At 63.9% G+C, this 13388-nt stretch carries 12 protein-coding genes; 5 read left to right on the top strand and 7 right to left on the bottom strand.

Annotation, left to right across the window (positions count from 1 at the left end):
• Positions 1 to 20 precede the first annotated feature (20 nt).
• Genes IB238_RS19075 through IB238_RS19055 form a run of 5 tightly spaced genes read left to right on the top strand, consistent with a single transcriptional unit; the run spans position 21 to position 5716 of the window.
• On the top strand, positions 21 to 962 hold the full coding sequence (locus tag IB238_RS19075; RefSeq protein WP_192250597.1) for an ABC transporter permease: 942 nt from the start codon (positions 21 to 23) through the stop codon (positions 960 to 962).
• The gene (locus IB238_RS19070) at positions 959 to 1828 is read left to right on the top strand and encodes an ABC transporter permease (protein ID WP_192250595.1); all 870 of its coding nucleotides are present in this window, start codon (positions 959 to 961) and stop codon (positions 1826 to 1828) included. Before IB238_RS19075 ends, IB238_RS19070 begins: the two co-directional genes overlap by 4 nt.
• A gap of 1 nt (position 1829) precedes the next feature.
• Positions 1830 to 2840 (top strand): ABC transporter ATP-binding protein, encoded by a 1011-nt coding sequence (locus tag IB238_RS19065; RefSeq protein ID WP_192250593.1) that lies wholly within the window; start codon positions 1830 to 1832, stop codon positions 2838 to 2840.
• Positions 2837 to 3850, top strand: a complete 1014-nt coding sequence (locus IB238_RS19060; protein ID WP_192250591.1) for an oligopeptide/dipeptide ABC transporter ATP-binding protein — start codon at positions 2837 to 2839, stop codon at positions 3848 to 3850. The genes IB238_RS19065 and IB238_RS19060 overlap by 4 nt, the downstream gene beginning before the upstream one ends.
• 27 nt (positions 3851 to 3877) lie before the next feature.
• Positions 3878 to 5716 carry an aminopeptidase P family protein gene (locus tag IB238_RS19055; protein WP_192250588.1) on the top strand — a complete coding sequence of 613 codons (1839 nt, stop codon included), beginning with the start codon at positions 3878 to 3880 and terminating at the stop codon, positions 5714 to 5716.
• A 23-nt stretch (positions 5717 to 5739) separates the two neighbouring features.
• Here IB238_RS19055 and IB238_RS19050 read toward each other — a convergent pair whose 3' ends face one another.
• The 7 genes from IB238_RS19050 to IB238_RS19020 all read right to left on the bottom strand — a co-directional run bounded on the left by IB238_RS19050 (position 5740) and on the right by IB238_RS19020 (position 13369).
• Positions 5740 to 7431, bottom strand: coding sequence for an aconitase X (locus IB238_RS19050; RefSeq protein ID WP_192250585.1), 1692 nt, complete (start codon positions 7429 to 7431; stop codon positions 5740 to 5742).
• Between the two features lie 15 nt (positions 7432 to 7446).
• Positions 7447 to 8697 carry an FAD-dependent oxidoreductase gene (locus IB238_RS19045; protein WP_192250582.1) on the bottom strand — a complete coding sequence of 417 codons (1251 nt, stop codon included), beginning with the start codon at positions 8695 to 8697 and terminating at the stop codon, positions 7447 to 7449.
• 7 nt (positions 8698 to 8704) lie between these two features.
• Positions 8705 to 9427 carry an amino acid ABC transporter ATP-binding protein gene (locus tag IB238_RS19040; protein WP_192250579.1) on the bottom strand — a complete coding sequence of 241 codons (723 nt, stop codon included), beginning with the start codon at positions 9425 to 9427 and terminating at the stop codon, positions 8705 to 8707.
• Positions 9420 to 10073: an amino acid ABC transporter permease gene (locus IB238_RS19035; protein ID WP_192250576.1), complete on the bottom strand. Its 654-nt coding sequence runs from the start codon at positions 10071 to 10073 to the stop codon at positions 9420 to 9422. Before IB238_RS19035 ends, IB238_RS19040 begins: the two co-directional genes overlap by 8 nt.
• A 10-nt stretch (positions 10074 to 10083) precedes the next feature.
• Complete coding sequence (locus tag IB238_RS19030) at positions 10084 to 10749, bottom strand: amino acid ABC transporter permease (RefSeq protein ID WP_192250572.1); 666 nt, start codon at positions 10747 to 10749, stop codon at positions 10084 to 10086.
• A gap of 68 nt (positions 10750 to 10817) precedes the next feature.
• Positions 10818 to 11624: a transporter substrate-binding domain-containing protein gene (locus tag IB238_RS19025; RefSeq protein ID WP_192250569.1), complete on the bottom strand. Its 807-nt coding sequence runs from the start codon at positions 11622 to 11624 to the stop codon at positions 10818 to 10820.
• 227 nt (positions 11625 to 11851) lie between these two features.
• Positions 11852 to 13369: an aldehyde dehydrogenase (NADP(+)) gene (locus IB238_RS19020; RefSeq protein WP_192250566.1), complete on the bottom strand. Its 1518-nt coding sequence runs from the start codon at positions 13367 to 13369 to the stop codon at positions 11852 to 11854.
• Between the last annotated feature and the right edge of the window lie 19 nt (positions 13370 to 13388).

The following is a 13388-nucleotide window of genomic DNA, read 5'->3' as shown; positions in this document are numbered from 1 at the left end:
TCCGGCTTGAGGCTCATCCCATGCCCTCGCTTTCCTATCTTCTCACACGACTTCTGCAGATCATCCCGACATTCCTGCTGGTGATGGTCTTCATCTTCCTGCTCGTGCGCCTGTTGCCGGGCGACCCGGCGATTGCCATGGCCGAGGCCAAGGCGACCGACGCCCAGCTCGAGCAGATCCGCCACAATCTCGGCCTCGACCAGCCGCTGCCGATCCAGTTTCTCGTCTTCGTCAAGAACACGCTGACGGGCGATCTCGGCCGCTCGATCATGCTCAAGGCGCCGGTCATGGAGATCATCCTGGACCGCCTGCCGACGACGATCTTCCTGGCGCTCTATTCCGTGATTCTGGCCGTTTGCCTCGCCGGGCCGCTCGCCTTCCTCGCCGCATCCCGGGCCAACAGCACCGTCGACATCGCAATCCGCGGCGTCTTCCAGGTCGGCCTGTCCATGCCGGTCTTCTATATCGGCCTGGTGCTGCTGACGGTGCTGGCGGCGCAGCTGCGCCTGTTCCCGGTCGGCGGCTACGGCACTGGGTTTGTAGACAATCTCTATCACCTCATACTGCCGGCGCTTAGCGTTGCGCTCTATACCTCCGCAATCATCCTGCGCAATCTGCGCGCCTCGCTCATCGAAGTGCTCGACGCCGACTACGTGCAGTTCGCCCGCGCGAAGGGCCTGGCGCCCCGCATCATCATGACGCGTCACGTGCTGCGCAATGCGCTAGTCTCGACCGTCACGCTGCTCGGCCTTTCGATCGGCAACCTGATGAGCGGCACCCTGGTGACGGAGACCGTCTTTGCCGTGCCCGGCGTCGGGCGGCTGATGCTGGAAGCGATCTTCGCGCGCGACTATCCGCTGATCCAGGGGCTTACGCTGACCTTCGCCGTTCTCGTTTCCGTCGTCTTCCTGCTGACGGATGTCGTGCAGTCCTGGCTCGATCCGAGGCTTCGCCAATCATGAGCGCCCTAACCCAATCCCGTCCCCACGCGCCCGGCCGTCTGCGAAGCTTTCTCACCAGGGCCTTCGCCCGGCCGTCCTTCGTCGTCGGCGTCGCCATCCTTGCCCTGTCACTGGCGCTTGCGCTGTTCCCCGGGTTCTTTGCTCCCTACGACCCGCTCGCCTTCGATCTGCAGGCGATTCAGCAGGGGCCGAGCCTGGCGCACCCCTTCGGCACCGACAATTTCGGCCGCGATGTGCTGTCCCGGGTGATCTGGGCCTATCGCGTCGACATGCAGATCGCGTTTTTCGCGACATTTTTTGCGCTCCTGGTGGGCCTGATGGTCGGTGCGTTCGTCGGTTACTACGGCGGCATTGCCGATACGATTTTCGGGCGCTGCGTCGACGCAATCATCACCTTCCCGTTCCTGGTCCTGGTGATCGCCATCGTGGCGGTCCTCGGGCCTGGCCTCGTCAACATGTACGTGGCGATCACCGCGGTAAACTGGGTCTACTACGCCCGGCTGACCCGCGCCGAAATCATGGCGCAGAAGGCGAACGACTATGCCGCTGCCGGCCGGGTGCTCGGCTATTCCGATCGCCGCATCATCTTCCGCCACCTGCTGCCGAACGCCATCTCCCCGATCATCGTCTATTGGATGACCGACATGGCGCTCGCGATCCTGCTCGGCTCCTCGCTCGGTTATCTCGGTCTCGGCGCCCAGCCGCCGGCAGCCGAATGGGGCGTCCTGATCGCCGAGGGGCGCAATTTCCTCCTGACTGCCTGGTGGATGAGCCTGATGCCCGGCATTGCGATCGTCCTGACCGGCCTCGGCTTCAGCCTTGTCGGTGATGCGCTGGCGGACCTGCTACGCCCGAAGGGACGCTGACATGACCGCACAGAAGAACATCGTCCTTGATGTACGACACCTGCGCACCGAGTTTGGGCCGATCGAAAGGCCGCTCGTCGCCGTCGATGACGTTTCCTTTCAGGTGAGAGAGGGCGAGATCCTCGGCCTGGTTGGTGAGTCCGGCTCGGGCAAGAGCATCACGCTACGCTCGATCCTCGGCATCGTGCGCCCGCGCGGCCGGGTCAGTGGCGAGATCTTCTGGAGGGGGCGAGACCTCGCCACGCTCGACGAAGCCCAACTGCGGCGGGTGCGCGGAAAGGAAATCGCGATGATCTTCCAGGAGCCGATGTCCTCGCTCAATCCGCTCCTGACCGTCGGCCTGCAGATCCAGGAAAATCTCGTGGCCCACACGGATCTCGATGCGAGGGCGAGGAAGACACGGGCGATTGAACTGCTCGACATGGTCGGCATCCCCGCAGCCCGCAACCGCCTCGATGACTACCCGCACGAGTTTTCCGGCGGCATGCGGCAACGGGTGATGATCGCCATTGCGCTCGCCTCGAACCCGCAATTGCTGCTCGCCGATGAGCCGACGACGGCGCTCGACGTCACGATCCAGGATCAGATCCTGCGACTGATCCAGTCGCTCAGCCGGGACCTCGGCATGGCGGTGATCCTCGTCACCCATGACATGGGGGTCGTTGCCGAGACCTGCGATCGTGTCGCGGTGATGTATGGCGGCAGGCTGTGCGAGACCGGATCGACGGTGGATGTGATCGGCAGCGCGCGTCACCCCTATACGCTGGGGCTGCTGCGCTCGATTCCGAGAGACGTGCCGCCGCGCACGCCGCTCTATTCCATTCCCGGCGCGCCGCCGGCGCTGAACGCCCTGCCACCCGGCTGCGCCTTCACAGCGCGCTGCCCGGTTGCCGCCCCCTCGTGCCGGGACGTTCGACCGCCGCTCGCGGCGGTCGGCGATCGGCGTCACGTCGCCTGTCATCAACTTGAAGAGGCGTCTGTGTTTTTCGCCCAGCGGGAGGCGGCACAATGAGCATTGCCACGTCAACGGCGGAAAAGCCGCTTCTTTCCATTCGCGACCTCGCGATACAGTTCAAGAAGCGGCGCTCGCTCGGGGATGCGCTCGCAGGCCGGCCGCACCAGGTCGTCTCGGCGCTGAACGGCATCGACCTCGATGTCATGGCGGGTGAGACGCTCGGGATCGTCGGCGAATCCGGTTGCGGCAAGTCCACGCTGGCACGTTGCATCGCCGGGCTGCACCGCCCATCGGCCGGCGACATCCTGTTCGAAGGCGAAAGCGTCGTCGACCTCAAGGGAGCGCGGCGCCGATCATACAATCGGCGGGTCCAGATGATGTTCCAGGATCCTTATACGTCGCTCAACCCGCGCATGACGGTGCGCGATACCCTGCGCGAGGCGATCAGCGTCCATCGCATGCGTCAAGGCGCGGGCATAGACCGGCGCGTGGATGAGCTTCTGGAGCTCGTCCGGCTGCCGGATGGCGCGGCCGACAAGTATCCGCACGAGTTTTCCGGCGGCCAACGCCAACGGATCGGCATTGCCCGGGCGCTTGCGCTCGAACCGACCTGCCTGGTGGCGGACGAGCTTGTGTCCGCACTCGACGTCTCGGTGCAGGCGCAAGTCGTCAACCTTCTCCTCGAGCTTCAGGACAAGCTCGGCCTGACGGTGCTTTTCGTCGCCCATGACCTGAGGCTCGTCCGTCACGTCTCCCATCGCGTCGCCGTGATCTATCTCGGCGCGATCGTCGAGATCGGCCCGTCGGAGGCGCTGTTCAAGAGCCCGATGCATCCCTATTCGAAAGCGCTGCTCGCCGCGGCACCCTCGCTCGATCCGGGTACGCGCCGCCAGGGGCCGGCGCTTGCCGGCGAACTGCCCTCACCGCTCAATATCCCTTCAGGCTGCCCGTTTCATGTGCGCTGCCCGCATGCGGCCGAGCTTTGCCGGCGCGAAAGGCCGGCACTGAGATCGGTCGGCGCGGGCATGGTCGCCTGCCACTTCGCCGAAACAATCGCGGACACCTAAGACCATCATTTTCAAGGAAAAGACGACATGACATCGACAGCAAGACCGGACACATCCGGTCGCATCGCAGCCCTGCGCCGCAAGCTCCTCGAAGAAGGTCTCGACGGCTATGTGGTGCCCCGCTTCGATGAGCATCAAGGCGAATATTGCGCGCCGCACGACTGCCGGCTCGCCTATGTCACCGGTTTCACGGGATCGGCCGGGGTTGCGATCATCATGCGCGACCGTGCCGCGATCTTCGTCGACGGGCGATATCAGGTCCAGGTGCGCGACGAGATCGACCTGGATCAGTTCCAGGTCGAGCATCTCCATAATGCGCCCCTGAAAGACTGGCTGGCGAAACATCTGCGGCGCGGAGAGAAGGTCGGCTTCAACCCGATGCTGCTGCCTTCGACCTGGGATGAGGATTGCGGGCGCTCGGTGAGTGCAGCCGGCGGGTCCTGGGTTCCCGTCACGCAGGATCTCGTCGATGCGATCTGGACCGCCCAGCCGGAAAAACCGCTCGGCAAGATCATGGCCTTTCCGCTCGCCAATTCCGGCGAAAGCGTCGCCAGCAAGAGGCGCCGGATCGCGGCGATGCTCGCAGAACACGGCGCTGACTTCCTGGTCGAGACCCAGCCGGACAACATCGCCTGGTTTCTTAACGTGCGCGGCGGCGATGTCGCCTGCAATCCGATGCCGCAGTCCTTCATGATCGTCGACCGCGAAGGCAAGGCAGAATGGCTGGTCGATCATCGCAAGCTGCCCAATGACCTCTCCGGCTTCGAACTCGACGGTGTCGCCATCGCAGAGCCGCAACGGCTTCTCGAGCGTGTGCGGGCGGCGGCGCCTGGCCGTACGGCCATGTTCGATCCGGCTGTTACCTCATCGGCCGTGGCGCACGCCACGCGTGACGCGGGCGGAAGCGTTCGGCTGGCCAGAAGCCCGATTACGCTCGCAAAAATGCACAAGAACCCGATCGAACTCGCCGGCTTTCGGGATTGCCATCAGCTCGACGGCGCCGCCTGGATCCGCTTCTTCGACTGGCTCGAACGGCACGCCGGTGAACGCGAGGCAAACGGAGAACCGGTAACCGAGCTGGAGGCAGAGGAGCGTATCCTCGCGTTCCGCGGCATGGCCGAAAGCTTCGTCGAGTCGAGCTTCCGCACGATCTCGGCCGCAGGCGCCAATGCCGCCATGTGCCACTACGCGGCAACGGACAAGAGCAATGCGCCGATTACGTCACGGGGCGTCTTTCTGCTCGATTCCGGCGGACAGTACCTGACAGGGACCACCGATGCGACGCGAACGACGGCAATCGGTCCGGTGAACACTGAGATGTGCCGGGCCTATACCGCCGTTCTCAAGGGCTTCATTTCCATGATGTCGCTGAAGTTTCCGACGGGAGCCTGCGGGCATCATCTCGATGCCTTCGCCCGTCGGCCGCTATGGGACCTCGGCCTCGACTACGACCACGGCACCGGCCACGGGGTCGGTCATATGCTGTCGGTGCATGAGCAGCCGCAGCGCTTCGATCGCCGCATCAACGAGATAGAGCTGACGCCCGGCATGGTCACCACCATCGAGCCCGGATACTACAAGGCCGGCGAATACGGCATCCGCATCGAAAACCAGGTGGAGGTAATCGACGACGGCGACGGCTTCATGAGCTTCCGCAGCCTGACGCTCGTGCCCATCGATCTCAGACTGGCGGAGATTGCGCTGCTTACCGAAGCGGAACGCCATTGGATCGACACCTACCACGAACGTGTCGCCACTTCGATGGCTGGCCTGCTCGATGCCGGCCCGGCAAGCTGGCTTGCCGCGCGCACCGCGCCGATCAGCTTCCCTGACCAAAAGCGGGTCAGCGAACAGGCCAGCCTGTAGACGAGCCAGTGGCCCGGTTGGCGTCAAGCCAGCCAGCCGGGCAGCTTGACGGGGACTTTGCCTGACTGGGCGGCAAGCGCGCAGTCGGCAAGACTGCCGAAGCGGACGGCGCGGCCGGAAAGGCCGGGACCGTAATGCGCGTACTTGCCGGAATTCGTCATTACCGCTCGCGTGCGTGTCGGAAAGACCGGCTCGGAAATCGAGCACCAGCAGAGATCGGGCAACACCTGCACGCCGCTCTCTTGTAGTCGGACGAACGTGCCGTCGCGCTTGGCATCAGCGATCACCTGGCTGCCCGCTGTGACGATCACCGTGACCTCCGGATGGCGTGTGCGTCCGGCGAGTGCGTCGGCCAGTGCGCGGCATTCGTCGAGTGACGCGTGCGGGCTGCCGATGGCGACAAGCTCCACCTCTTCCGGCCCCTCGTTCAAGAGCGCCCAGGCGGCGGCCATGTCGGCGCGGCTGATGGTGACCCGGTCGGCATTGTCGGCTGCCGCGCCGTTGGCCTCGGGCGTCACGCCCTCGATATGCAGCATGGGGCTAGCGGAAGTCGTGCCGAAGGCCGCGCAGAGCGCCTTGAGGTCGTCGCGCGACGGCTGCGCCGAGGCGAGCCCATGCAGCAGCGGGATGCGATCGGGAGCCGCGCGACCGGCGAGATAACCGATCAGCGGCCAAAACGCATCGTCTACGCCCTCCGGCAATTCCACGTCGATGACGCGGCGCGCCTTGCGATGCTCGTCGAGATAGACGCCGGATAGCGGCGCGCGTCCGGTCAGCGCGATGCAAAGATCGAGGAAATCGGGATGTTTCGCCGTGCGTGCGCCAAGCACGGTATTGGCGAAGATCACCGCGTTGGATTCGGCCCAGGCAATCGATTCACCGGCGTTCGGTGCGCTGTCGAGCAGATAGGGCGAACAGGTAAAGGTCGGCCGGCAGCCCATGCGGACATAGGCATCGGCGAGACGCGCCGCCGGATTGCCGAACGCATACGGCACCCCTTGCGCCTGCCAGTTCGCACGGTCGACGGAGATAGCGTTCATCGTCGTCGGCACACAGACCTGCGCGCCCATATCAGCCATCTTTTCGGCAAAGGTCAGGTTCGCCGGGCTGGCATAGATACAGCCGTCAATATGTCCCTGAGTTACGTCCACGAGACTGCGCGCGCCCTGCTGCGCCGCCATGGCGCAGATGATGCGCATCGCCTGCTGGACGGCCACGCCCTGCTTTCCCTCGAGCATGGCCCGATCCGCCTCGGTCAGCTCCAGCGCGGCGGTGGCCGGTGCGCTTACGGGGATCGTGAGGCCGTCGGCTTCGATCGCGGTATCGCCGATCCTTGCCGTCTTCGCCCGTGACAGTGCCGCAAACGCTTCCGGTGCGAGGCGCAGCACCGGGAGCGGCTTGCCGAACATTTCCGTTGCAATCAGCGCGCCGAGGGTCAGCACGTCCTCGGCTTCCGAAAATACCAGCGCCGCCGGCGCCCGTCCGCTGAGCACGAGATCGAGAAGTACGCCCGATCCGGTACAGGAGCCACGGCTCGACGGCAGCATCAGGATGCCACCGGTCAGACACTTGCCGTGAAGCGGATGGTGCACGTCGATGACCGAACCCGTCGCGGGATCAACACCACCCCAGAAGCTCAAGGCCTCCGGCGAAGCCACGACGGGGCCTTCGGCCACGCCACCAAGGATACTTTGGGCGGGCGTCTGTGCTTTCATGCGGCGATACCTCTCTCAGAAGCGTTGAGGCGAGAAGGACGCGATGTCGATGGCAGGCGTCTGGCCGGTCAGCAGATCGGCAACGATCCGTGCTGTGCCCGCCGACTGGGTCAAGCCGAGGTGGCCGTGCCCGAAGGCGTAGATCACGCGTGGCGTGGCTCGGGCGCGGCCGATCGCCGGCAGGCTGTCGGGCAGCGAGGGACGGAAGCCCATCCACTGCACGCCGCCCTGCGGCTTCAGCCCGGGCAGGAAGGTTTGCGCCTTCTTGAGCATCGCCTCAGACCGGCGATAGTTCGGCGGCAGCTTGAGCCCGCCGAGTTCCACCGCACCGCCGACGCGGATGCCGGTCGACAGGCGCGTGACGACGAAGCCGTGACCGCCAAAGGTAACCTGCGTGCGCAGGTCGAAGGCATCGCCGGGAAGCGTCGTGTTGTAACCACGTTCGGTTTCCAGCGGGATGCTCTCGCCGAGGGTCTTGGCGATCTTGTGCGAAAACGCGCCCGCCGAAAGCACGACTTTCGCCGCACGGCGCGTGCTGCCGTCCGCCGTCAGTATCTCGACCCCATCCCCGGCCGGGCGCACGGCCGTAACGTCTGCCCGCTCGATCGTACCGCCCATGGCGCGGAAATAATCCGCCAGGGCGATCGTGTAGAGCTTCGGATCGGTGATCGAGTACCAGCCCGGCGTAAAGGTGCCATGGGTGAAACGCGGCGCGAGGCCAGGCTGGATCGCAGCCAATTCCTCTGCGGTCATGTGACGGAATTCGATTCCGTGCTCCGCCCGCGCCTTCCAGCCGGGGAGCGAGGCCTTCAGTTCGGCTTCGCTCTCGTAGACCTGGAGGTTACCCTCCTTGCGCAGCATCGGCATGGTGCCGGTCTGCTGCAGGAACGGCTCCAGTTCCGCCTTCGACAGATCCATCAGCGCCGTCTGCGCCGTAGTCGAATGCGCCACGCGCGAGGGCTGGCAAGCGCGCCAGAAGCGAAACATCCATGGTGCGATCTGCAGCGCATAGGAGGGCGGAACCGAAAGCGGCCCGAGCGGGTCGAGCAGCCATTTCGGCGCCTTCTTCAGGATGCCCGGCGAGGCCAGCGGAAGGATATCGGTAAAGGCGAAAGCCCCGGCATTGCCAGCCGAGGCCCCAGCCGCGGGACCTTCGCGGTCAAGCACGACAACCGAAAGCCCCCGTGCCTGGGCGGCGATCGCCGCGGAGAGCCCCACGACGCCGGCGCCGACTACGACGACGTCGGGTTGAGTCTGACCGTTCATCATGCCCTCAATGCGTTGCAGCTAGGAATTTCTTGGTCTCTGGGTGCTGCGGCGCATCGAACAGCTGTTCCGGCGACGCGATCTCGGCCATGATGCCCTGATGGAAGAAGGCGACGCGGTCGGAGACCTCGCGAGCGAACTTCATCTCGTGCGTCACGCAGATCATCGTCATGCCTTCGGATGCAAGCATCCGCAGCGTATCAAGCACTTCGCCGACCAGCATCGGGTCGAGAGCGGAAGTCACCTCGTCGAACAGCATGTATTCCGGCGACATGGCAAGAGCGCGGGCGATCGCCATACGCTGCTGCTGGCCGCCCGACATGCGGTTCGGATAGACCGCGAGCTTTTCGGCGAGACCCACGTGGGTCAGCTGCTTAACCGCGATTTCCTCGGCCTCGGCCTTCGACAGGCCAAGAACCTTGCGGGGTGCAAGCATCACGTTTTCCAGAACCGTCAGGTGCGGGAAGGCATTCCACTGCTGGAACACGATGCCCACCTTCTGGCGCAGCTTGTTCAGGTCGGTTGTCTTGGCGTGGACATCGGTTCCGTCGATGACGATCCGGCCGGCATCGATGGGCTCCAGCCCGTTGATGCAGGTGAGCAGCGTCGACTTTCCCGAGCCGGAGCCGCCGATGACGGTCACAACCTCGCCCTTGCTGACGGTGAGGTCGATTCCCTTGAGAACCTCCAGCTGGCCGAAGGATTTGCGGACGTTTTCAATCTCAATCATTGGGGGACCACCGTTTTTCGAGATACCCGCCAAGCCGGGCGATGGGGAAGCTGATGATGAAGTAGATGGCGCCGCAGATCAGAAGGATGAACAACGGCTCCTGCAGGCGCGTCACGAGGATCTGCGAGGCGCGCAGAAGCTCGATCAGGCCAAGCCAAAGCACGAGTGCGGAGTCCTTCATGACGCCGAGCGTCAGGCCGATCCAGGACGGCAGCGAAACGCGCGTTGCCAGCGGCGCCACGATGTAGCGCATGTCCTGCCACCAGGTCATGCCGAGCGAGCGGGCCGCACGGCGGGTGGTCGGCGGTACGGCGGCGATCCCGCCGCGCACGATCTCCGTACAATAGGCTGCCGTGTAAAGCGACAGCACCACGCAGGAGGTAGTGAAGGGAGGCCAACCCAGTTTCATGATCGACTGAAGGGCATTGCCGAGCACCAGTTGGATCAGCAGCGGCACCGAACGAAACACGTCGAGCACGAAGGTCAGCGGAGCGGACCAGTAGGGTCCGAGTTCGACACGGATCATCCCGAAGAGAACTCCGAGCACCGTGCCGGCGGCAACGGAGACGGCCGTGACCGCAAGGGTCATCCCGGCTCCCTGCGCAAGGAAGAGCATATCATTCCAGGTGAGGGCAGTACTAAACATCTCTCACCTCTCAGTAGCGAAACATGCGCGAGGCGAAGGCACGGGCACCAAGGGTGACCGCCTTGGCGATGACATAGTATATCACTGCCGCCAGCGCGAAGAATTCAAAGGTGCGGAAGGAGCGGGCATTCAGCTCCTGTGTGATGCCGGCGAGGTCGGTGTTCATGCCGACTGTGACACCCAGCGACGTCATCAGGATCGCCCAGACCATCTGGTTGGTGACCGGCAGGAAGGCGATACGCAGCATCTGCGGCATCACGATCAGCCGGAAGGCCTGCAGCGAGGTCATGCCAAGCGAACGACCCGCACGCGTCTGCGTGTCCGGGATGGCCTTGAGCGCACCGCGGAAGTTCTCAGCCAGGTAACCGGCATTGTTGAACGCGATACCGACCAGAAGCGAGGTAAAGGGACTCAGATGGATCCCGAAATTGCCAAGCCCGAAATGGGCCATGTAAATCTGGAACAGGGCAGGCGTGTTGCGCGCGATCTCGACCCAGGCAGTGGCAAACCCGCTGAGGATACGGTTGCCGGACAGGCGGAACAGGGTCAGGGCGATAGCGATGGCCAGGCCGATGGCCATGGACAGGAGCGCGATCTGCAGCGTCACCAGCGCGCCGTCCAACATCTGCGGCAGCGCTCTCAGCGCCTGGTTCCAGTGGAAGGTGTAGCTGAACATTACCGTCTCACCTTTCTGAAAGGAGCAACGGCGCGAGATAACCCCGCGCCGCCAACGAAACGGTCAGATTAGCGATAAACGCCGTTTACCGACAGATCGGGGAGCTCGCCGCCGACCCACTTCTCATAGAGCTCAGCATAACGGCCGGTGCGAACCTGCTGATTGATGAACAGGTTGAGGAAGTTGATGAGGCCGTATTCTTCGCGATTGGTGAAGAGGGCTACATAGTCAACGTCGAACGGAGCCTTGCCGACAACAGCAATTCCGGGGAACTTGCCGGTCTTTACGTTGGCCTGGGCTACGGTCGAGGTCGAGACGGTGGCGTCGATCTGACCTTGGCTCAACGCGAGGAAGACGTCTGCCTGCGTCTGGTAAGGACGAAACTCGCCCGCGCCCCATTCCTTGACCTGCTTTTCAAGCGCGATGGCCTCGAAGGTGCCGGCGGTGGCGCCGACGACCTTGCCCTTCATGTCTTCGAAGGTCTTGACGCCGGACTTCTCATTGGCGGTGACGGCCATTTCGAAGGCGAAGTAGGGGATGGTCATGCCGACCGTCTTGGCGCGCTCCAGCGTGTCGGAGGTGGAGGCAACACCGACGTCGACGCGGCCGGACATCAGTGCCGGAATACGCTCGGGGAACGGGGTCTCGACGATCTCGGCCGTTACGCCGAGCGCCTTGGCCAGATCATTGCAGTAGTCGACGTCGAAGCCAATCGGGTTGTTGGCATCGTCGCGCGCACCCATCGGCGGGAAGTCCAGCACGACAGCGCAACGCAGCGTACCGGATGCAATAATGTCGTCCAGCTTGTCAGCCTTGGCAGTGGAAACCATGCAGGTTGCGGCCAGAAGGCCAGCCATAACGGTTGAAAGTTTCATATGTCTCTCCCTTCGCTGGCGATCCAGCCCGCCAGAATGGCGTCATAATCATGACGACACCTCAAAAATCAACACAAAAATACTTTTTGTATACATTTTGAATTCAGGTGATTGAAATTCCAACCACTTTCCGGAAGCGAAAAGCGCCAAGGAAAGCCTTATACATTCCATGGCGCCGCTCTTAATTGCCACTCGGCAGGGGCCGAGTGGTTACTAACCCCTGGCGCTTACCAGGCCAAGAGGTCCTCGGGCAGAATTTCGGCAGGCATGTTCTGGTAAGAAACCGGACGAAGGAAACGACGGATCGACAGCGTTCCTACGCTTGTGGCCCCGAAGTTGGTGCTGGCCGGATACGGCCCGCCATGAACCATCGAGTCGACCACCTCGACCCCCGTCGGAAAACCGTTGACCAGCACGCGACCAGCCTTGTGCTCAAGTACCGGGCGCAGGCGGCGGGCGGCGTCCACATCCGCATCATCCATGTGCAACGTGGCGGTCAACTGCCCTTCGAAAGAACTGGCAAGCTCCAACATCTCATCCAGCGAACTGACGCGGACGACGAGCCCGAGCGGGCCGAACACTTCCTCCTTCAGACCGTGGTCACGCAGGAATTCCGAACCCTTCGTTTCAAACAGGTTTGGCGAAGCCTGCCGCCCCTCGGACTCAGTCACGTGCGTCGCCTGGACCTTGCTCGCAAGAAAGCGTGCCCGCCCCTCGTGATAGGCCGATGCGATGCCATCGGTCAGCATGGTCTGGGGACCAACCTGCTCCAGGCCGGCTTTGGTCGCGGCGACGAAGCGGTCGGCATCGGGGCCGTCGATGACGATGGCAATGCCGGGGTTGGTGCAGAACTGGCCTGCGCCCATGGTCAGCGAACCCGCCCAGCCCTGACCCAGCGCTTCCGCGCGGTTTGCAACCGCGTTTGGCAGGACGAACATGGGGTTCACGCTGCCAAGCTCGCCGAAGAAGGGGATGGGCTCGGGGCGTGCGGCGCAAAGATCGAACAACGCACGTCCGCCGGCGAGGCTGCCGGTAAAGCCCACGGCCTTGATCTTCGGATGCTGGACCAGTGCATGGCCGACGTCGCGCTTGCCGCCTTGGATCAGCGAGAAGACGCCCTTTGGCATGCCGGTTTTTTCGATGGCTGCAAGGATGGCTTCGGCGACGATCTCGCCGGTACCGGGATGCGCCGAATGCCCCTTGACCACAACGGGGCAACCCGCTGCCAAGGCTGCCGCGGTATCGCCGCCGGCCGTCGAAAAGGCGAGCGGAAAGTTCGAGGCGCCAAACACGGCGACCGGCCCGATCGGACGCTGTACCATGAGGATCTCGGGTCGCGGCGCGGGCTGGCGATCAGGCATGGCCGGCGCACGACGGCGATCCAGATAGTCGCCTTTGCGAATGTGCTCGGCAAAGAGCCGCAACTGGCCGACCGTGCGTCCCCGCTCGCCCTGGAGGCGGGCCTCGGGCAAGCCGCTCTCCTGGCTACCGATTTCGGTGATCGCCTCGGCGCGAGCCTCGATCTCTTCGGCGATGGCATCGAGGAACGCGGCACGCTGTTCGCGCGTGGTGGCCGCGTAGCTCCAGAATGCCTGCTCGGCAGCCTGGCAGGCGCGGTCGACCAGTTCAACGGTGCCAGCAGAGAATTGATGTGCTGGACCATGCGCCGGCGCCGACGTAAAGGTTTGCTCACCGGCGACCCATTCGCCAGCGATCAGGTGTTTGCCGTTGGGGGTGTAAGGCATGTCTAGGGATCCTTCGTGT

Source organism: Rhizobium sp. ARZ01, from assembly GCF_014851675.1.
Lineage (GTDB): Bacteria > Pseudomonadota > Alphaproteobacteria > Rhizobiales > Rhizobiaceae > Mycoplana.
This window is presented reverse-complemented; position numbering and strand designations above follow the sequence as displayed.

Excerpts from the sequence above, each read along its gene's own strand:
- IB238_RS19075 (WP_192250597.1), top strand. The coding sequence starts at position 21 with ATGCCCTCGCTTTCCTATCTTCTCACACGACTTCTGCAGATCATCCCG.
- IB238_RS19070 (WP_192250595.1), top strand. The coding sequence starts at position 959 with ATGAGCGCCCTAACCCAATCCCGTCCCCACGCGCCCGGCCGTCTGCGA.
- IB238_RS19065 (WP_192250593.1), top strand. The coding sequence starts at position 1,830 with ATGACCGCACAGAAGAACATCGTCCTTGATGTACGACACCTGCGCACC.
- IB238_RS19060 (WP_192250591.1), top strand. The coding sequence starts at position 2,837 with ATGAGCATTGCCACGTCAACGGCGGAAAAGCCGCTTCTTTCCATTCGC.
- IB238_RS19055 (WP_192250588.1), top strand. The coding sequence starts at position 3,878 with ATGACATCGACAGCAAGACCGGACACATCCGGTCGCATCGCAGCCCTG.
- IB238_RS19050 (WP_192250585.1), bottom strand. The coding sequence starts at position 7,431 with ATGAAAGCACAGACGCCCGCCCAAAGTATCCTTGGTGGCGTGGCCGAA.
- IB238_RS19045 (WP_192250582.1), bottom strand. The coding sequence starts at position 8,697 with ATGAACGGTCAGACTCAACCCGACGTCGTCGTAGTCGGCGCCGGCGTC.
- IB238_RS19040 (WP_192250579.1), bottom strand. The coding sequence starts at position 9,427 with ATGATTGAGATTGAAAACGTCCGCAAATCCTTCGGCCAGCTGGAGGTT.
- IB238_RS19035 (WP_192250576.1), bottom strand. The coding sequence starts at position 10,073 with ATGTTTAGTACTGCCCTCACCTGGAATGATATGCTCTTCCTTGCGCAG.
- IB238_RS19030 (WP_192250572.1), bottom strand. The coding sequence starts at position 10,749 with ATGTTCAGCTACACCTTCCACTGGAACCAGGCGCTGAGAGCGCTGCCG.
- IB238_RS19025 (WP_192250569.1), bottom strand. The coding sequence starts at position 11,624 with ATGAAACTTTCAACCGTTATGGCTGGCCTTCTGGCCGCAACCTGCATG.
- IB238_RS19020 (WP_192250566.1), bottom strand. The coding sequence starts at position 13,369 with ATGCCTTACACCCCCAACGGCAAACACCTGATCGCTGGCGAATGGGTC.